The organism is Actinoplanes subtropicus, assembly GCF_000721705.1.
Classification (GTDB): domain Bacteria; phylum Actinomycetota; class Actinomycetes; order Mycobacteriales; family Micromonosporaceae; genus Actinoplanes; species Actinoplanes subtropicus.
This window is the reverse complement of sequence record NZ_JOJL01000031.1, coordinates 142,001-161,134: the sequence shown is the minus strand read 5'-3', so window position 1 is coordinate 161,134 and position 19,134 is coordinate 142,001. Positions and strand designations below refer to the sequence as shown.

The following is a 19,134-nucleotide window of genomic DNA, read 5'->3' as shown; positions in this document are numbered from 1 at the left end:
GGTCGCATGGCGGACCCGCGGGTGGTGCTCACCGGCCTGACGATGGGCGAGTCGGTGCGCTGGCACGAGGGGCGCCTGTGGTTCTGCGACTGGGGCGCCGGCTCGGTGATCCGGGTCGACGGCGGCTCGCCCACGGTGGTCGCTCAGTTCCGGGGCCTGCCCTGCTGCATCGACTGGCTTCCCGACGGCTCCCTGCTGACCCTGGACGGCCCTGCCGCTCGCCTGCTGCGCGATGGAGCGTTTTACGCTGATTTGTCGGATATAGACGGCGCGCACCCATGGAACGACATCGCCACCGACTCGCGCGGCAACGCCTTCGTCAACAACATCGGCTACGACTTCCCGGCCGGCGCGCCGGCCCCCGGCCTGATCGCCGTCGTGACGCCCGACGGCAAGGCCCGCCAGGTGGCCGACGACCTGCTGTTCCCCAACGGCATGGCGATCACCGCCGACGACCGCACGCTGATCGTCGCCGAGTCGCACGGCGCCCGCCTGACCGCCTACGACCTCGCCCCCGACGGCACCCTGTCGAACCGCCGCGTCTGGGCCGACCTGCCCGGCGACGCCCCCGACGGCATCGCCATCGACGCCACCGGCGCGGTCTGGTACGCCAGCGTCCCGGGGCGCCATTGCCGCCGCATCCGCGAGGGCGGCGAGGTGCTGGATACGGTCGCTCTCCCGGACGGCGCCTTCGACTGCGCCATCACCGACGACCAGCAGACCCTGTACGCGGTAACTGCCGACTTCACTGACCCCCAGGCCATGTTCACCGGCCAGACCGGCCGGCTCTTCGAAATCCCCCGCAACTGCCGGTAGGTCTTGGGCCGGGCCCGCCCGGCGGCCGGGGTCGGGGATGTTGATGCAGTCGGCGGCCCCTGGCACGCCGGGGACTCGGCTGTCGCTCGTACGGTAAAGGCGGTTGAAGTGCTGCTTTCGGCGAGAAGAGGCAAACGTCAGGGGCGGGCGCCGATCTGCAGGGTGAGCGCCGGCTTCGTCACCTCGGCGAAGAAGTCGTTGCCCTTGTCGTCGACGACGATGAAGGCGGGGAAGTCTTCCACCTCGATCTTCCAGACCGCTTCCATGCCCAGCTCGGGGTATTCCAGCACCTCGACGTGCCGGATGCAGTCCTGGGCCAGGCGGGCGGCCGGGCCGCCGATCGAGCCGAGGTAGAAACCGCCGTGGGTTTGGCAGGCCTTGGTGACCTGGTTGGAGCGGTTGCCCTTGGCCAGCATCACCAGGGAGCCGCCGGCGGCCTGGAACTGCTCGACGTAGGCGTCCATCCGGCCCGCCGTGGTCGGGCCGAACGAGCCGGACGCGTACCCCTCGGGGGTCTTGGCCGGGCCGGCGTAGTAGACCGCGTGGTCGCGCAGGTACTGCGGCATCGGCTCGCCGGCGGCCAGGCGCTCGGAGATCTTCGCGTGCGCGATGTCGCGGGCCACCACCAGCGGGCCGGTCAGCGACAGGCGGGTCTTTACCGGGTATTGGGCCAGCCCGGCTCGGATCTCGGCCATCGGGCGGTTCAGGTCGACCCGGACGACCGGGCCCTCGTCCAGCTCGACATCCGGGAGGAAGCGGGCCGGGTCGGGCTCGAGGCGCTCCAGCCAGACGCCGGACGGGGTGATCTTCGCCAGGGCCTGGCGGTCGGCCGAGCAGGAGACCGCGATGGCGACCGGGCAGGAGGCGCCGTGCCGGGGGAGGCGGATCACGCGTACGTCATGGCAGAAGTAACGGCCGCCGAACTGGGCGCCGATGCCGAAGCCGCGGGTCAGTTCCAGGACCGCGGCCTCCAGCTCCACGTCGCGGAAGCCGTGCGCGGACATCGTGCCGTGCCGGGGCAGGTTGTCCAGATATTTGGCGCTCGCGAGCTTCGCGGTCTTCAGCGCGTACTCGCCGCTGGTGCCGCCGATGACCACGGCCAGGTGGTACGGCGGGCAGGCCGAGGTGCCGATCAGGCGCAGCTTCTCGTCCAGGAACTCCATCATCCGCGCCGGGTTCAGCAGCGCCTTCGTCTCCTGGTACAGGTACGACTTGTTGGCGGAGCCGCCGCCCTTGGCCATGAACAGGAATTTGTACGCGTCCGGCTGGCCGCCCGGGTCCTCGGCGTACAACTCGATCTGGGCCGGCAGGTTGGAGCCGGTGTTCCGCTCGTCCCACATGGTGAGCGGCGCGAGCTGGGAGTAGCGCAGGTTGAGCCGGGTGTACGCCTGGTACACGCCCTGCGCGATGGCCTCCTCGTCGGTGCCGTCGGTCAGCACGTGCCGGCCGCGCTTGCCCATCACGATCGCGGTGCCGGTGTCCTGGCACATCGGGAGCACGCCGCCGGCCGCGATATTCGCGTTGCGCAGCAGGTCGAGCGCCACGAAGCGGTCGTTGGGCGACGCCTTCGGATCGTCGATGATCGAGCGCAGCTGGGACAGGTGCGCCGGGCGCAGGAAGTGGGCGATGTCGTGCATCGCCTCGGCGGTGAGCTGGGTGATCACCGCCGGGTCGACGGTGAGGAACCGGCGGCCGCCAGGCCCGTGCACCACGTCCACGCCCTCGTCCGTGACCAGTCGGTACTCGGTCAGGTCGTCGCCGATCGGCAACAGCGGCGAGTACGAGAATGCGGCGCCTCTGCTCATGACGGGCAAGCCTAGGACAGCGGCGCCTGGTGATGCGAACCGATCCGGCCGCACGCCGCATACCAGTTCGGTCAAGCAAACGGCAGGTACGCCATGTCACGCCCGTCGACGGCGATCATTCCGTGCGGTCCGGCGGCGAAAATCTTGGCACTTGTCCGTACCTCGGCCAGCACGCGGCCGTCCGTGGGGGAGATCGCGGTGACGCGGGCGGGCTTCGGCGTGACGATGATCACGGCGTACGGGGTGAGCGCGGCCGACGTCCCCGAGGCGGCCGGCCGGCTCCAGCCGATCCGGCCGGTGGCCATCGAGAAGCCCCGCAGCGTGGCCTGGTCCGCGCTGCGGATCACCGCGGACCCGTCGTCGACCGCCAGCACCTGCTCGCCCTTCGCGCCGTGCCAGAGCACCCGCCCGTCATGCGCGTCGATCAGCTCCTGCTTGCCGACCGGGTCGACGCCGAGCACCACGTCCTCGCCGCCGGCCGGGTCCCGGTCCTGCTTGCAGCTGGAGCCGTTGGCGGCGGTCCGCAGGTTGAGCCCGTCCCGCTTCCAGACCACGCCGTTGCCCGGCGGGTCGGTGGCCACCACGCCGTAGTAGCAGGTGCCGTCGGCGGACGTGCCGGTCACCGTGAGCACCCGGCCGCCGGCCACCGCGATCCGCTGGTCGTCGGCGGTCTGCGCGGTCTGCACGAGCTTGCCGCTGGCCGTGTCGATCACCCGTACGCTGTGGCCGTCCGGCAGCCCGATCAGGTCCGGCATGTCGCGCGGCCCGGCCACGTTGTCGTCGATGCCGTCGGCGCCGATCGGGTTGGTGTCCGGCAGGTCCGGGTTGGCGGCGTCGAGCACGAAGCCGATCCCGCCGGTGCCGACCCGCCAGCGGGCGTTGCCCTTGGTGTCCCAGGCGGTGAGCTCGCAGTCGCCGCCCTTGGCGCAGTGCAGGTCGAGGATGCCGGTGCGGTACGTCCAGACCGCGGTGGCCTGGTTGTCGGTGCGCTTGGCGACCCCGGTGCGCGGGTCGAGCACCTGGTAGCCCTTGGTGAGCAGCTTGCCGGTGACCACCACGGCGTCGGCGCCCTCGCCGGCCACGGCCGCCCAGTCGGCGCTGTTGTCCCACAGCTTGACGCCGGCGCCGAGCCCGTACGCCTCGACCGAGGTGCGGTACTCGACGATCACCGCGGTGCCGGCGATGGTGACGTTCTGCGGGCTGCCGCCGATCCGGGTCTGCCACTGGGACGCGCCGGCGGCGATCGGCTCGCTCGTGTTGATCCAGTCCCACACCTTGGGCCACGGATTCCAGACGTTCGTGGTGGCGAGCACGACGATCAGCACGATGGCGGCCAGCGCATAGCCGCGCCACGGACTGCCACCCGACGCCATGGTCGACAACCTAACGACGTCGATCACCCGCGCGAAGGATCTCGATATGTCCGTGTCGACGGCTTATGCGCCGGATGCGGCCCGGACCAGCGGCAACGTGCGATAGGGGATCAACTCGGCCAGGGCGATGATGGTCGACGCGCGCACGATGCCCTCGTAGCCGACGATCTGGTCGATCACCCGCTGCAGGTCGGCGTTGGACCGGGCCACGATCCGGCACAGCAGGTCGCCGCTGCCGGTGATGGTGTGTGCCTCCAGCACCTCGGGGATCTCCGCGAGGTGATCGGCGACGGCCTGATGCCCGTACCGCTGGCTGATCTCCAGCGTCACGAAGCTCATCACGCCGAACCCGATCGCCTCCGGAAGGACCTCCGGCCCGAAGCCCTTGATCGCGCCGCGCGCGATCAGTTTGTCCAGCCGGGCTTGAACGGTTCCGCGCGCGACCGCCAACCGCCGGGACATTTCGAGTACGCCGATGCGCGGCTCCGCTTCCAGCAGTTCCACGATCCGGGCATCGAGCGCGTCGAGCTGGACAACCTGCATGGTCATACCCGCAAGCTACCGTACGAGTTGCGCAGAGTGTCCAGCGAAAACGTCAACTGTTGCCCACTGTTCCCGACAGGGGCAGCCTCGGCACATGACGCAGACGATGGAACATACGACAACGACGTCCGACGTCTTCCCCGTCAAGGGCGTCGACTACCTCCAATTCCTGGTGGGCAACGCGAAGCAGGCGGCCCACTACTACTCGACCGCCTTCGGCATGACCTGTGTCGCCTATCGCGGGCCCGAGCAGGGTTATCGCGACCACGCGGAGTACGTGCTGGTTAGCGGCGCGGCCCGATTCCTGATCACGGGCGCGGTGCACACCGGGGCGCCCGGCGCCGAGCACGTCGTCAAGCACAGCGACGGCATCTACGACATCGCGCTCGAGGTGCCCGACGTCGACGCCGCGTACCTGCACGCGATCAACGCGGGCGCGCGCGGGGTGAGCGAGCCGTACGACGTCAAGGACGAGCACGGCACGGTCCGGATCGCGGCGATCGCCACCTACGGCGACACCATCCACTCGCTGGTCGACCGCTCCGGCTACGACGGCCCCTTCCTGCCCGGCTTCGTGACCCGCGCGCCGATCGTCTCCCCTCCGGAGAAGCGCTACTTCCAGGCCGTCGACCACGTGGTCGGCAACGTCGAACTCGGCAAGATGGACGAGTGGGTGGAGTTCTACGGCCGCGTCATGGGCTTCACCAACATGGCCGAGTTCATCGGTGACGACATCGCCACCGACTACTCCGCGCTGATGTCCAAGGTCGTCGCCGACGGCAGCCGCAAGGTCAAGTTCCCGTTGAACGAGCCGGCCGTGTCGAAGCGCAAGTCGCAGATCGACGAGTACCTCGAGTTCTACGGCGGCCCGGGCGCCCAGCACATCGCCATCGCCACCAACGACATCATCCGCAGCGTCGACGCGATGGTGGCGGCCGGCTGCGAGTTCCTCGACACGCCGGACTCCTACTACGACGACCCGACGCTGCGGGCGCGGATCGGCAAGGTGCGGGTGCCGATCGAGGAGCTCAAGAAGCGCAAGATCCTGGTCGACCGGGACGAGGACGGCTACCTGCTGCAGATCTTCACGAAGCCGGTGCAGGACCGGCCGACGGTCTTCTTCGAGCTGATCGAGCGGCACGGGTCGCTGGGCTTCGGCAAGGGCAACTTCAAGGCGCTCTTCGAGGCCATCGAGCGGGAGCAGGAGCTTCGCGGCAACCTGTAACACTGAGCGCGTGACGCAGTCTCCGGGGTACGGGCCACCGTCGGGTCAACCGGCGGTGCCCGGCGGCCCACCCCAGCCGATTCGGCCGCCTTATCCGCCTTATCCCGGTTATCTGCCGCCGCCCGGGTATTACTGGCCGATGCGGCCGCTGCCGGTCAGCCCGGCCGGCGTGCCGCTCGCCGACTTCGGGACGCGCCTCGCCGCGTACCTCATCGACGGGGTCATCCTCGGGTTCGGCAGCATGATCGTCCTGGTGCCGGCCGTCCTGGTGGCCGCACACTGGTGGCTGCCCGGCCACGGCGTCGAGGACAACGCCTCCGGCGAGGTCTTCTTCCGTGACTTCCTCCTGCCGTTCCTGCTGTTCGAGGCCGGCTTCTTCGTCTTCATCCTGCTCGTCTACTACGGGTACTTCGTCGAGTACATGCACCGGAAAGGCGAGACGCTGGGCAAGAAGATCATGAAGATCCGGGTGGTGCCGATCGATCCGTCGGCCCGGCTGACCCGCGGTATGGCGGCCAAGCGCTACCTCGTCCAGTTCATCGCCGGCACCTTCGTCCCGTTCTTCAACTATCTCGACGGGCTGTGGCAGCTGTGGGACAAGCCGTACCTGCAGACCCTGCACGACAAGGCGGCCCATACCGTGGTGGTTAAGGTTTCCGCATGAGTTCGTTGCCCGCCGGCTGGTACAAGGATCCGGCCGACACCACCACCCAGCGCTACTGGGACGGTGAGGGCTGGATCGGAAAGGCCATCCCGGCCGACGCGGTCCCGCCGGACGGCCCGCCCCCGGTCGAGGAGCCGCCGCCCGCCACCCTGGTCGGCGCGCCCGCCGAGGCGCCGGTCGAGACGCCGTCCTGGATGCCGCCGCCGCAGCAGCAGGCCCCGCCCGGCTGGGGTCCGATGCCCCCGCCCCCGCCCGGCTGGCAGCCCCCGCCCGGCTGGCAGCCCCCGCCCGGCTGGCAGCCCCCGCCGGGATGGCAGCAGCCGCCGGCCTGGCAGCAGATCGGGGCGTATCCGTATCCGGTCGAGGCCCGCCCGCACGGCTTCGCGCTGGCCGGGCTGGGCCCGCGCCTGGTCGCCCGGCTGTTCGACATTGCGGCGGTGCTGCTGCTCAACGTGGTGGGCAACGGCTGGTTCGCGTACCAGTGGTGGCAGGAGTTCCTGCCGCTCTACCGCGACACGATGAATACGATGGCGAACGGCGGCAGTGCCTTCGCCACGCAGTCCGCGGCCTTCTCCCGGATGGACGGGCTGCTCTTGGCCATGCTGATCGTGGCCACCCTGTTGTGGTTGCTCTACGAGGCGCCGGCGACCGCCGGCAGCGGGCAGACCCTGGGCAAACGGATCATGCGGATCAAGGTGGTCGCGCTGGAGAACACCGAGCCGCTCGGCTTCGGCCGCGCCTTCGGCCGCTGGGCTCGGCTCGGCCTGTGGACCCCGGCGTGGAGCTGCTACGGGATAGGGCTGGTCCTGCAGTTCATCGACTCGCTCTCGCCCGTGTTCGACCAGCAACTCCGGCAGGCGTACCACGACAAGACCGCGCGTACGGTCGTCATCGCCCTGCCCCCGCACAGCAGGCAGCCCGCCGACATTTCGGCAACCCAAGACCAGAACGAGGGACGACGATGACCCGCCTCACCCGCGCCGACCTGGACGGACTGCCCGCCTACGTGCCCGGCCGCAACCTCGCCGACCTGACTCGCGAGCTCGGCATCGCCGAGGCGATCAAGCTCGCCAGCAACGAGGTGCCGTACGGGCCGCTGCCCGGCGTCGTCGAGGCGGTGACCGAGGCGATGCTCTCCTCGCACCGCTACCCCGACATGGGCGCGGTCGAGCTGCGTGAGGCGCTGGGCGAGCGGTACGGCGTGACCGCCGACCGGATCGTCACCGGCTGCGGCTCGGTGGGGCTGACCGAGATCCTGGTCAAGGCCACCTGCCTGCCGGGCGACGAGATCGTCTACGCCTGGCGGTCGTTCGAGGCGTACCCGATCATCTCGGCCGGCTCCGGCGCGAGCAGCGTGCGGGTGCCGAACACCGCGGGGCACGCGCACGACCTCGGCGCGATGGCCGACGCCATCACCGACCGGACCAGGCTGGTCTTCGTCTGCAACCCGAACAACCCGACCGGCACCGCGGTACGCCGGGCGGAGCTCGACCGGTTCCTCGCCGACGTGCCGTCCGACGTGCTGGTGGTGCTGGACGAGGCGTACCGGGAAATGGTCACCGACCCGGAGGTGCCGGACGGCATCACCACGTACGCCGACCGGCCGAACGTGCTGGTGCTGCGCACGATGTCGAAGGCGTGGGGCCTGGCCGGCCTGCGGATGGGCTTCCTGGTCGCGCAGCCCGAGGTGGCCGCCGCGATCCGCAAGGTGCTCACCCCGTTCTCGACCAGCCTGGTCGCGCAGGCCGCGGCGCTGGCCGCGCTGCCGCAGGAACCCGAGGTCAAGCGCCGCTGCGCGCTGGTCGTCGCCGAGCGGGCCCGGGTCACCGAGGCGCTGCGCAAACTGCACGTGGACGTGCCGGAGAGCCAGGCCAACTTCGTCTGGCTGCCGCTGGGCGACCAGGCGGCGCAGTTCGGCGCGGCCTGCGAGGCGCGCGGGGTGATCGTGCGCCCGTTCCAGGGCGATGGTGTCCGGGTCACGATCGGCACGCCGGAGGAGAACGACGCTTTCCTGGCCGCCGCCGAGGTCGCCCTCGACCTAGCCTGAGGTGCCGCAGTAACCGGCGACCGGGGTCAGCCACTCGGTGAACTGCGCCTGGACCGTCCTGTTGAGGTCGGCCATCGACTTGACCTGGTCCATGTAGCGGTGGTCGGCGGCGCTGCTCTCCAGCTTCGCCGCGGAGACCCGGCCGGCCGCCTGGAACTGCGGGTCCTCGGCCTCGGCCGTCGCCGTGCGGATCTTCGTGGCCGCCGCCTTGAGCTGGCCGGCCGCGGTGGCCTCGGCCTTCTCCGCGTCGGCGGTCTGCTTGGCCTCCTTGTAGGTGACCATGCGGCCCATCGCGGTGCCGAACGCGCGCAACTCGTTGGTGTACAGCGACTGGAGCTTGCCGCAGACCAGCTTGGTGCTGGCCGAGTAGTCGGGCGCCGGCTCGCTGCTCGGCGCCGCGGTAGCGGCGCTCCGGGCGGGGTCCGCGGCCTGGGTCTTGGCCTTCGCGTCGCTGTCGCAGGCGGCGCCGGCCAGCAGGGTGCCGCCGGCGATCACGGCCAGGATGGCGCGTCGCATCAGGAAGATCCTTCTCGTCGGGGACGGGCGAACCTTGCCGACGTTACGTTCCGATGCCGGTGTCGTCCAACCGAGAGTGATCATCGCGATACGAACAGCCCGCCCGTGCTCACCGCCCGGGCGGGCTGCACCTCCCCCGTTGGGTACTGCCACGAAGCCCCACCGCGCTGGGGCGATGCCTTGGGAACATCCACGGTGGGGCGACGTTCGCCTAGACTGCCGTGTCGCGCTATCGGATCGCTGTCGATCCGCTATCGCCGGCCCGGCTAGGCTCGGGCACTTACGGATCGGAGTCGCGCACATGCGATACCGCATTCTAGGGCCACTGTCCGTCACCGAGGATGGACAGCCAGTAGCGATTACTGCGGGGCGTGATCGGATCCTGCTCGCCGCGTTACTCCTGCACGCCGGTCGGGTGGTCGACCACGCCACGCTCGCCGAGGCGCTGTGGGGTATCGGGCCACCCTCGACCGCCCGCAGCCAGCTGCAGATCTGCGTGTCCCGGCTGCGCCGCCGCCTGCCCCCGGAGACGATCGGCAGCGACCCGGCCGGCTATCGCCTGACCTGCGCTCCGGACGATCTGGACGTCGCCCTTTTCACCCGTCTGGTGGCCCAGGCCCGGGCCGGCCGCGACGCGGCGCTCTATCGCGAGGCGCTGGATCTGTGGCGCGGCGAGGCGCTGGTCGGCATCGACAGCCAACCGATCCGGGCCGGCGCCGCGGCCCTCGACGAGCAGTACGTGGCGGCCGTGGAGGAGTGGGCCGAGCTGGAGCTGGCGGCCGGCCGCGACCGCGAGCTGATCGGCCCGCTGGGCACGGCGGTCGAGCGGTTCCCGCTGCGCGAACGGCCGCGCGGCCAGCTGATCCGGGCGCTGGCGGGAGCGGGCCGGGTCGCCGACGCGCTGGCCGAGTTTCGCCGGACCCGCGACCTGCTGGTCGAGGAGCTGGGCATCGAGCCGGGCGTGGAGCTGCAGGACGTACACCGGCGGGTGTTGAACGGCGGGGAGGCGGCGCAGGTCCGCAGCCTGCCCCGGACGGTCGGCGATTTCACCGGGCGTGCGGACGTGGTCGCCCGCCTGCTGGCCGAGCTGGACCGCGGCGACCCCGCGATCGCGGTGATCGACGGCATGCCGGGCAGCGGCAAGACCACCCTCGCCCTGCACGTGGCGTCGCTGGTCGGCCCCCGCTATCCGGACGCCCATCTCTTCGTCGACCTGCACGGGCACAGCGCCGAGCAGCCGCTCGAGCCGGGCGCCGCGCTGCTGATCCTGCTCCGGCAGCTGGGCATTCCGGCCGCCGCGATCCCCGCCGAGCTGCCTGACCGGATCACCCTGTGGCGTAACGAGCTGGCCGCGCGACGGGCCCTGGTGATCTTCGACAACGCGTACTCCAGCGCGCAGCTGGCCGAGCTGCTGCCCACCGGGCCGGGCAGCGCGGCGCTGGTGACCAGCCGGCGGCGGCTGATCGGCCTGGACGGCGTGCACCCCGAGTCGCTCGCCGTGCTCTCGTCCGAGGATGCGCTGGCGTTGCTGGCCCGGATCGCCGGCGGCCGGATCGCGGCGGAGCCGGCGGCGGCGGCGGAGGTGGTGCGCCGCTGCGGCGGGCTGCCGCTGGCGTTGCGGCTGGCCGGGGCACGACTGGCGCATCGGCCACGGTGGCGGGTGGCCGATCTGGTCCGGCGGCTGGGCGAGTCGGCGCTGCCCGAGCTCGCCGCCGAGGACCGGTCGGTGGCGGCCGCGTTCGCTCTCTCGTACGGCCAGCTGGGCGAGTCGGCGCGGCGGCTGTTCCGGCTGCTGGGGGCGTACCCCGCGCCGCTGTTCGACGGTCTCGCCGCGGCGGCCCTGGCGGGGTTGCCGCTGGACGAGGCGCAGGACCTCCTCGACGACCTGATCGACGGACACCTGCTGGACGAGCCCGAGCCCGGCATCTTCCGCCTGCACGACCTGCTCCGCGAGTACGCGGCCGCGCTCGCCGGTGAGCTGCCGCCGGAGGCTGCCGAGGCGGTTCTGGACCTGCAGACGCACGCCTTCGCGGCGGCGTTGCCACCCCGGGACCGGACCAGGCTGCGACGGGACATCGGCACGCACGAGCCGATGCGCCCCGATCTGATCGCCGCGCTGACCGATCCGGTGGCTCGCTTCGAATGGGAGCGACCGCAGCTGGGTGCCTGCGTCGAGATGGCTGGTGACTCCCGGTACGCCTGGTGGATCCCGCGGGCGGCGTGGTGGTTCCTGTTCAACGGCGGCTACAACGACGACCTGCGAGCGGTTTTCGAGCAGAGCATGCGCGGCGTCGAGAAGACTGGCGATCGGCAGGGCATCGCCATCGTTGCGAACTACCTCGCGTCCGCGTACATCCGGGTGTTCGACTACCCGCGCGCCCTGGAGATGGTGGACCGCTCGATCCGCCTGCACGAGCAGCTGGGCAACTGGCGTGCGGTCGCGACCACGCTCGGCAACCGGGCCGGCGTCTGTGCCGCAGCCGGCCGATTCGCCGAGTGCGTCGCCGCGGGACAGGAGACTTTGCGGCTGCGCGCCCTTTACCCGGATGCCACCTACTCATCCTCGGCACTCACGCATCTGGCCTTTGGATATGCGCGGCTCGGCCAGTACGCGGAGGCGCTGCGGTACTGCCGGCGCGCGCTGTTCCTCTCGGTCGAGCAAGGCGACACCGGTTTTACCGCCATCGCCTTGCTCAATATCCAGAAGTACAAGCGGGAGGCCGGCCTGGGCTCCCTGGCGGCCGCCGATCGATACGTCGCCGCTGCCCTGCGGCTTACGCGTTTGAGCGGCAACCGGGCGATCGAGGCGGAGGTGCTGAACGAGAAGGCCATCGTGCTCCGTTACCGGGGCCGGCACGACGACGCCATGGCGATGCACGAGGCGGCGATCTCGATCGTTCGGCGGACCTCGGACCGGCTGTACGAGGTGGAGTTCCTCCAGGATCTCGCGAGCACCCGCGGGGCGGCCGGGGACCGCGTGGGCGCACTCGAGCTGCACCGGCGGGTACTGGGGTACGCCCAGAAGCACGGGATGGCCTATCTGGCCGCGCGCGCCGACGCCGGGATCGCCGAGTGCCTCGCCGGTGGTGATCCGGAGCAGGCCCGTCGCTCGTGGCTGGTGGCGTTGGAAACATTCCGCGAATTGGGCGTGCCGGAGCGGTTCGAGGTGGAACGGCGGCTCGCGGCGGCGTCGTGAAGTACCGCAGCTCGGCCTCGGCGACTGTCTCGCCGGCACCGATCCCGGAGCCGCCCGCAAGCAATGGCGCCTAGCGCTGGGGATCTTCACCGAGATTCAGGTGCCGGCGCGGTTCGACGCCCGGCGCCGGCTGGGTGGCGAGGATCAACTGCGGGCCGCCGCGGGGCGAGGGACGATGGAGCGGTGACTACCGAGCAGAGTGGCTACCGGGTCGAGCGGGACACGATGGGCGAGGTCCGGGTGCCGGCCGACGCTCTCTGGCGGGCGCAGACCCAGCGGGCGGTGGAGAACTTCCCGATCTCCGGCCGTGGGCTCGAGCCGGCCCACATCGCCGCGCTCGCCCAGATCAAGGGGGCGGCCGCGCAGGTCAACGCGGCCCTCGGCGTACTCGATGAAGATCTTGCCAAGGCGATCGCGACGGCGGCGGCGCACGTGGCCGCCGGGGGTTACGACGACCAGTTCCCGATCGACGTGTTCCAGACCGGGTCGGGCACCTCGTCGAACATGAACGCCAACGAGGTCATCGCCACCCTCGCGGCCCGCGAGCTGGGCCGCCCGGTGCACCCGAACGACCACGTCAACGCCTCGCAGTCGAGCAACGACGTCTTCCCCTCGTCGATCCACCTGGCCGCGACCCAGGCGGTGGTGTCCGACCTGATCCCGGCCCTGGAATACCTGGCCGGCGCGCTCAGTGCCAAGGCCGAGCAGTGGGCCACCGTGGTCAAGAGCGGCCGGACGCACCTGATGGACGCCACCCCGGTCACCCTCGGGCAGGAGTTCTCCGGGTACGCCCAGCAGGTCGCCAACGGCGTCGCCCGGCTGCACGCCGCCCTCCCGCGGCTGGCCGAGCTCCCGCTGGGCGGCACCGCCGTCGGCACCGGCGTGAACACCCCGCCCGGCTTCGCCCCCGCGGTGATCGCGCGGCTGGCCGAGACCACCGGCCTGCCGCTGACCGAGGCGCCCAACCACTTCGAGGCGCAGGGCGCCCGGGACGGCCTGGTCGAGACGTCCGGCCAGCTCCGGACGATCGCGGTCGGGCTCTACAAGATCGTCAACGACATCCGCTGGATGGGCTCGGGGCCGCGGGCCGGCCTGCGCGAGCTGCGCCTGCCCGACCTGCAGCCCGGCTCCTCGATCATGCCGGGCAAGGTGAACCCGGTGGTGCCGGAGGCGGTCCGCCAGGTCTGCGCCCAGGTGATCGGCAACGACGCGACCGTGGCCTTCGCCGGCACCCAGGGCGACTTCGAGCTCAACGTGATGCTCCCGGTGATGGCCCGCAACCTGCTCGAGTCGATCCGGCTGCTGGCCGCCGTGTCCCGGCTGCTCGCCGACCGCTGCATCGCCGGGCTGGAGCCGAACGTCGAGGTCGCGCTCGGTTACGCGGAGGGATCGCCGTCGATCGTCACCCCGCTCAACCGGTACATCGGGTACGAGGAGGGCGCGGCGATCGCGAAGGCCGCGCTCGCCTCCGGGCGGACGATCCGGGAGCTGGTGATCGAGCGCGGGCACGTGGCTGACGGACATCTGACCGAGGAGCAGTTGGACCAGGCTCTCGACGTGCTCCGGATGACCCGTCCGTGAGCAAGCTCGCTACCCTTGTACGGTGACGCTGCGCTTGTACGACACCGCGACCCGATCCGTCCGGGATTTCGTCCCGAAGACGCCCGGTCAGGTCGGGATCTACCTGTGTGGCCTGACCGTGCAGTCCGTGCCGCACATCGGTCACCTGCGGTCCGCGGTGAACTACGACGTGCTGCGGCGCTGGCTGCTGCACACCAACCACGAGGTCACCTTCGTCCGCAACATCACCGACGTCGACGACAAGATTCTCGACAAGGCCAACGCGTCGGGCCGGCCGTTCTGGGCGATCGCCTTCGCGAACAAGCTGGTGCTGGATGCGAACTATCGCGATCTCAACGTCCTGCCGCCGACCTACGAGCCGCTCGCGACCGGCCACATCCCGGAGATGCATGAGCTGATCGCCGAGCTCATCTCGCGCGGTCACGCCTATCCGGCGGCCGGCGGCAACGGCGATGTCTACTTCGACGTTCCGTCATATCCGGAATATGGCGCCCTCTCCGGCCAGAATCCCGATGACATGCGCCCGCCGACCGACGGCGGCGAGCCGGACAAGCGGGACTACCGCGACTTCGCGCTGTGGAAGGGCATCAAGGCCGACGAGCCGGCCGATGCCTCGTGGCCGTCGCCGTGGGGCCGCGGCCGTCCCGGCTGGCACATCGAGTGCTCCGCGATGGCCCGGCGCTACCTGGGTGACGAGTTCGACATCCACGGCGGCGGCCTCGACCTGACCTTCCCGCACCACGAGAACGAGATCGCCCAGTCCCGCTCGGCCGGTCTCAAGTTCGCCCGGTACTGGGTGCACCACGCGCTGCTCAACCTCGGCGCGGCCAAGATGAGCAAGTCGCTGGGCAACGTCATCGACGTGGCCGCCGTGCAGGCGATGGGCCTGCGCCTGGTCGAGCTCCGGTACTACCTCGGCACCCCGCATTACCGCTCGCGCATCGACTATTCCGACGAGGCGCTGCGCGAGGCGGCCGTGGCGTACCGGCGGATCGAGGGTTTCGTGCAGCGGGCCGCCGAGATCGTCGGCCCCGGCCGGCCCAAGGACGTGCCGCCGTCGTTCGCCGCGGCGATGAATGACGACCTCAACACGTCGGCCGCGCTCGCCGTCGTGCACGACACGATCCGCGAGGGCAACACGGCGCTGGCGGCCGGTGACGAGGCCGGCATCCGCGGCGCGCTGACCGCGGTGCGGGCCATGCTGGGCGTGCTCGGGCTCGACCCGCTCGACCCGGCCTGGAACGCCGGCGAGGCCAAGAGCGACCTCAAGCCGGTGGTCGACGCCCTGGTGAAACTCGCGCTCGAGCAGCGGGCGCAGGCGCGGACGCGCAAGGACTGGGCGGCCGCCGACTCGGTCCGTGACCAATTGAAGAACGCGGGAATTCAGGTGGAGGACACTCCGGCCGGTCCGCGCTGGACGGTAGGAGAGCACTGATGCCGGGCAATTCCCGAAATGTCAGCAAACGGGTCGTCGCCAAGAAGGGCGCGGTCAAGGGTTCCGGAGGCAAGAACAAGGACAGCCTCAAGGGCCGTGGCCGCACCCTGCCGGCCGACGAGCGCCCCTGGCACAAGGGCTACTCGGGCACCGAGAAACTGCCCAACAAGACCGCCCGCAAGCAGGAGAACGAGCGTCGCGCCGCGGCCTCCGAGGGCCGCGCGCCCAAGGTCGGCCAGCCCGGCAGCAAGGACACCACCTGGGGTCGCGGCGGCGGCCGTGGCACCCCGCAGGGCGGCCGGGGCACCCCGCAGCGCGGCCGTGGCGCCCAGTTCCGCACCGGGCCGCGGATCGCCCCGGGCCGCCGCTCCAACCCCACCAAGGAGGGCCCCGAGCTGCTGCTCGGCCGCAACCCGGTGGTCGAGGCGCTGCGGGCCGCGGTGCCCGCTACGGCGCTCTACGTGGCCCAGGGCATCGACATCGACGAGCGGGTCACCGAGATCGTCCGGACCGCCGGCGACCGCGGCATCCCGATCCTGGAGATCGGGCGGAACGAGCTCGACCGGATGACCGGCGGCGTGCTGCACCAGGGCATCGGCCTGCAGGTGCCGCCGTTCGCGTACGAGGACTTCGACGACCTGATCGCCGCCGCGCTGGAGCAGACCGCGCCGCTGCTGGTCGCGCTGGACGGGGTGACCGACCCGCGCAACGTGGGCGCGGTCATCCGGTCGGTGGCCGCGTTCGGCGGGCACGGCGTCTTCATGACCGAGCGTCGCGCCGCCGGCATCACCGCGACGGCGTGGCGGACCAGCGCGGGAGCCGCCGCCCGGGTCCCGGTCTCCCAGGTGGTCAACCTGACCCGAGCGATCAAGACGGCACAGAAGGCGGGCTTCACCGCGATCGGCCTCGACGCGGACGGCGAGACGGATCTCTACCAGCTCGAGGCCGCGATCGGCCCGCTGCTGGTCGTGGTCGGCTCCGAGGGCCGCGGCCTCTCCCGCCTCGTCGGCGAGACCTGTGACCTGCGGGTGAGCATCCCGATGGCCTCCGACGTGGAGTCGCTGAACGCGAGCGTGGCGGCCGCCGTCACCCTGGCCGAGGTGGCTCGCCGCCGGCTTTACGACCAATAAGATCCCGATACCGTACGGTTCGGCCGAGTCCCCATTGGACACCGGAGAGCCGGGTGGGTGGTTGCGCCCTCACCCGGCTTCCGGGCTGTGCGTCGCTGGTCGCGCTTCCATCCGATCGGGGACCCGACGGCCGACCGAGACGTTGATCGCCACCAGGGCAACGAGCAGACCGGCCAGCAGCTCCATGGTCGCCGGGACCAGCGGCGTGCCCAGTGCCAGCACCGCGGCCAGCGGGAAAGCCACCTTCGTCGGCCCGCTTTGGTGCGGCCGGATGTGCAGCAGCCAGACGAAGAACAGGTACACCGCCACCGGTACCGCGATCGCGTAACCGGCCAGCCGCGCGGAGATCTCGGTGTGCCCGATGGCCTGGTCGACCGCCACACCCAGGCCCGCGCCGACCGCCGCCGCCGAGGCGAAGATGAAGTAGTGGCCGTAGCCCCACATCATCGAGGTGCGCAGCGAGGTCAGCAGGTTGTGCGCCGACCGGTCGAAATACAGCCACCACAGCGAGAAGACCATCACCAGCGCGGCCACGGCCAGCCGGATCAGCGCGCCGGTGTGCGCGCCGCCCTCGTCGAGCCCCCCGTGGAAGGCGATCGTCGCGGCCGACACCGACTCGCCCAGCACGATCAGGGTGAATAGGCCGTACCGCTCGGTGATGTGGTGCGGGTGGTACGTGGTCGGGCCGCCGGGCGCGCGCTCGGCCCAGATCGGCACCGCCAGTTCCAGCGCCACCAGCAGATGGAAGGCCGGCAGGAACGACCAGGACATCGGGAGGGCCAGCCGGAGCAGCCAGAGCACCTGGACCGCGGAGACGCCGATCGCGTAACGCAGGGCGGTCGGGCGGCGCCGCGGGTCGGACTTGGCGGCGCGCAGCCACTGGGTGACCATCGCGAGCCGCATGATCACGTACCCCGCGGTGATCACTCGGAAGTCGTTGTGCTCGAACGCCCGCTCGATCCCGGCCGCCAGCACCAGCGCCCCGGAGATCTGCACGAACGTGGTGATCCGGTAAACGTCGTCGTCGGTGTCGTACGCCGAGGCGAACCAGGTGAAGTTCATCCAGGCCCACCAGATGGCGAAGAAGACCGTCAGGTACCCGGTCAGGCCGTGCCCCACCTCGTGCACGGCGATGCTGTGGTGCAGCGGCGCGGCGGCCTGCGACACGGCCACCACGAAACACAGGTCGAAGAAGAGCTCGAGCGGGGTGGAGACGCGGAACTGCTCGTGGGCGGAGCGGCCGACCATCGGCGCCAGGAACCGCCGCTTCGGCTCAGCCATCGGTGAGGCCGTCAATCAGATCCCAGCTGAGCAGCGTGAACGGGGCCTCCTCGGCGGCGCCGGCCCGGCGGTACGTGGCCAGCGCGGCGTCGTTGTCCACCTCGGTGCCGACCCACATGCCGTAGCAGCCGCTGCGCCGGGCGATCACCGCGAGCTCCGCGACCAGCCGCTTGCCGATGCCACGCAGGCGGGCGGCGGGCGCGACGCCGAGCTCGTAGATGAACATCTCGGTGCCCTTGTCCGGATGGGTCATCTCGACCCCGGAGATCATCCCGACCGGCCGGCCGTCGTCGTCGTACGCGAAGAGCAGGTGATGCCCCGGCTGCGTGAGGAATCGCTCGGTAGCCGCCGGAATCGGCGGCGCATCAAAGAGCTCGGCCGCGGCGAGCACCGCATCCGAGCTCAAGATCCGTTCGATGCGCATGCCGAGCACTCTATGGGCCGATGGTCACGGGGCGGTCATGCTTGCGCCATCGCCCGGGCGATGGCCAGCGTGTCCTGATACTCCCGCCAGTGCACGACCTTGCCGTCCCGGACCCGCAGCACCGCGATGAGGTCGGTCGCGCCCCGCTCGCCGGTGGCCGGTTTGACGCCGGCCAGCCGGTACTCCACCACGATCACCTCGGGGTCGGCGGTCTCGTGCACCGCCTCGACAGTGCACTCGTCGATCCGGATCGGCATCGCCGCCCGGGCCGGCCCGGCCATCGCCAGGAACGCGGCCCTGCCCTCGATCCGGCGCGGCCGCCCGGCCGCCGCGAACGGCCACTCGATCACCACGTCGTCGGCGAGATGGTCGCCGCTCACCTCGCCGGCCAGCGCCTCCGGTCGCATCGCCCGCTCGAACACCTCACGCGGCGTCATGCCTGTCCTCTCTTCGATAAGCTGAGTCGTGACTCAGGTAAATTATGAGTCGTGACTCATTTTGTCAACCGGGAGTGCTCATGTCGCCACGTGCCGACGCGGTCCGCAACCGGGCGAAGATCCTCGAGGTCGCCGCCCGGGTCTTCGCCGAGCGGGGCGCGGCCGCCTCGACCGAGCAGGTCGCGGCCGAGGCCGGAGTGGCGATCGGCACGATCTTCCGGCACTTCCCGACCAAGGCCGACCTGCTCGCCGCGATCATGAAGGAGAGCCTGGCCGGGCTGGCCGAGCGGCTGGCCGCGCCGGAGGCCACGCTGTTCGGCGCGTTCACCGCGCTGGTCGCCGAGGCGGCCGCCAAGCGCTCGGTGGTCGACCTGCTACCCGGGCTCGAGGTGGCCGAGTCGGTCGCGCGGTTCCGGGCGGTGGTGGCCGGCCTGCTCGCCAAGGCACAGGCGGCGGGCGAGGTCCGCGCCGAGATCGGGCCCGACGAGGTGATGGCGCTGCTCGTCGCGGTCTGCCAGGGTGCGTTGCGCGGGGGGTGGCCGCCCGCGCTGCAGCGCCGCGCCCTGTCGATTGTCTTCGACGGGCTAAGGGCCGCGCCCGTCGCCGAGTTGTCGTAGGCGGGTCGTAGCATGGCGGGGCCGAGGTGATAGCGGAAGGGCTT

At 71.0% G+C, this 19,134-nt stretch carries 17 protein-coding genes; 10 read left to right on the top strand and 7 right to left on the bottom strand.

Annotated features, from left to right (window positions below):
* The first annotated feature begins 6 nt into the window (after positions 1–6).
* Positions 7–816 carry an SMP-30/gluconolactonase/LRE family protein gene (locus IH26_RS0138285; protein ID WP_030441182.1) on the top strand — a complete coding sequence of 270 codons (810 nt, stop codon included), beginning with the start codon at positions 7–9 and terminating at the stop codon, positions 814–816.
* A 137-nt stretch (positions 817–953) separates the two neighbouring features.
* Here IH26_RS0138285 and IH26_RS0138280 read toward each other — a convergent pair whose 3' ends face one another.
* The 3 genes from IH26_RS0138280 to IH26_RS0138270 all read right to left on the bottom strand — a co-directional run bounded on the left by IH26_RS0138280 (position 954) and on the right by IH26_RS0138270 (position 4,543).
* Positions 954–2,621 carry a fumarate hydratase gene (locus IH26_RS0138280; protein ID WP_030441181.1) on the bottom strand — a complete coding sequence of 556 codons (1,668 nt, stop codon included), beginning with the start codon at positions 2,619–2,621 and terminating at the stop codon, positions 954–956.
* 71 nt (positions 2,622–2,692) lie between these two features.
* Positions 2,693–3,994 (bottom strand): PQQ-binding-like beta-propeller repeat protein, encoded by a 1,302-nt coding sequence (locus tag IH26_RS0138275; protein ID WP_030441180.1) that lies wholly within the window; start codon positions 3,992–3,994, stop codon positions 2,693–2,695.
* 63 nt (positions 3,995–4,057) lie between these two features.
* Positions 4,058–4,543 (bottom strand): Lrp/AsnC family transcriptional regulator, encoded by a 486-nt coding sequence (locus IH26_RS0138270; protein WP_030441179.1) that lies wholly within the window; start codon positions 4,541–4,543, stop codon positions 4,058–4,060.
* Between the two features lie 88 nt (positions 4,544–4,631).
* On the opposite strand from IH26_RS0138270, the gene hppD reads away from it, so the two are divergent.
* From hppD to hisC, 4 genes are all read left to right on the top strand, one after another.
* Entirely contained in the window at positions 4,632–5,762 is a 1,131-nt protein-coding gene (hppD, locus tag IH26_RS0138265) for a 4-hydroxyphenylpyruvate dioxygenase (RefSeq protein WP_030441178.1), read from the top strand.
* Positions 5,763–5,901: 139 nt separating this feature from the next.
* Positions 5,902–6,426, top strand: a complete 525-nt coding sequence (locus IH26_RS0138260) for an RDD family protein (protein ID WP_034216801.1) — start codon at positions 5,902–5,904, stop codon at positions 6,424–6,426.
* Positions 6,423–7,391 (top strand): RDD family protein, encoded by a 969-nt coding sequence (locus IH26_RS0138255; protein ID WP_030441176.1) that lies wholly within the window; start codon positions 6,423–6,425, stop codon positions 7,389–7,391. Before IH26_RS0138260 ends, IH26_RS0138255 begins: the two co-directional genes overlap by 4 nt.
* Positions 7,388–8,473 carry a histidinol-phosphate transaminase gene (hisC, locus tag IH26_RS0138250; RefSeq protein ID WP_030441175.1) on the top strand — a complete coding sequence of 362 codons (1,086 nt, stop codon included), beginning with the start codon at positions 7,388–7,390 and terminating at the stop codon, positions 8,471–8,473. The genes IH26_RS0138255 and hisC overlap by 4 nt, the downstream gene beginning before the upstream one ends.
* On the opposite strand, the gene IH26_RS0138245 is transcribed toward hisC, so the two are convergent.
* Entirely contained in the window at positions 8,465–8,989 is a 525-nt protein-coding gene (locus IH26_RS0138245; protein ID WP_030441174.1) for a hypothetical protein, read from the bottom strand. The genes hisC and IH26_RS0138245 overlap by 9 nt on opposite strands.
* A 301-nt stretch (positions 8,990–9,290) precedes the next feature.
* Here IH26_RS0138245 and IH26_RS0138240 point away from each other — a divergent pair, with 301 nt between their 5' ends.
* The 4 genes from IH26_RS0138240 to rlmB all read left to right on the top strand — a co-directional run bounded on the left by IH26_RS0138240 (position 9,291) and on the right by rlmB (position 16,331).
* A complete protein-coding gene (locus IH26_RS0138240) occupies positions 9,291–12,185 on the top strand; it encodes an AfsR/SARP family transcriptional regulator (protein ID WP_030441173.1) in 2,895 nt (964 codons plus the stop codon).
* Positions 12,186–12,410: 225 nt separating this feature from the next.
* Entirely contained in the window at positions 12,411–13,766 is a 1,356-nt protein-coding gene (locus IH26_RS0138235; RefSeq protein WP_051809261.1) for a class II fumarate hydratase, read from the top strand.
* Positions 13,767–13,788: 22 nt separating this feature from the next.
* Positions 13,789–15,201 carry a cysteine--tRNA ligase gene (cysS, locus tag IH26_RS0138230; RefSeq protein WP_030441171.1) on the top strand — a complete coding sequence of 471 codons (1,413 nt, stop codon included), beginning with the start codon at positions 13,789–13,791 and terminating at the stop codon, positions 15,199–15,201.
* Entirely contained in the window at positions 15,201–16,331 is a 1,131-nt protein-coding gene (gene rlmB / locus IH26_RS0138225) for a 23S rRNA (guanosine(2251)-2'-O)-methyltransferase RlmB (protein ID WP_030441170.1), read from the top strand. Before cysS ends, rlmB begins: the two co-directional genes overlap by 1 nt.
* Positions 16,332–16,400: 69 nt before the next feature.
* Here the strand turns inward: rlmB and IH26_RS0138220 are convergent, their stop codons facing one another.
* From IH26_RS0138220 to IH26_RS0138210, 3 genes are read right to left on the bottom strand one after another with little or no spacing between them, the layout of a single operon-like run.
* Positions 16,401–17,612: a low temperature requirement protein A gene (locus IH26_RS0138220; protein ID WP_034216798.1), complete on the bottom strand. Its 1,212-nt coding sequence runs from the start codon at positions 17,610–17,612 to the stop codon at positions 16,401–16,403.
* Complete coding sequence (locus IH26_RS0138215) at positions 17,605–18,036, bottom strand: GNAT family N-acetyltransferase (RefSeq protein WP_030441168.1); 432 nt, start codon at positions 18,034–18,036, stop codon at positions 17,605–17,607. The genes IH26_RS0138220 and IH26_RS0138215 overlap by 8 nt, the downstream gene beginning before the upstream one ends.
* A gap of 35 nt (positions 18,037–18,071) precedes the next feature.
* On the bottom strand, positions 18,072–18,473 hold the full coding sequence (locus IH26_RS0138210) for a nuclear transport factor 2 family protein (protein WP_030441167.1): 402 nt from the start codon (positions 18,471–18,473) through the stop codon (positions 18,072–18,074).
* Between the two features lie 80 nt (positions 18,474–18,553).
* Here IH26_RS0138210 and IH26_RS0138205 point away from each other — a divergent pair, with 80 nt between their 5' ends.
* Positions 18,554–19,090 (top strand): TetR/AcrR family transcriptional regulator, encoded by a 537-nt coding sequence (locus IH26_RS0138205; RefSeq protein WP_030441166.1) that lies wholly within the window; start codon positions 18,554–18,556, stop codon positions 19,088–19,090.
* The last annotated feature ends 44 nt before the right edge of the window (positions 19,091–19,134 follow it).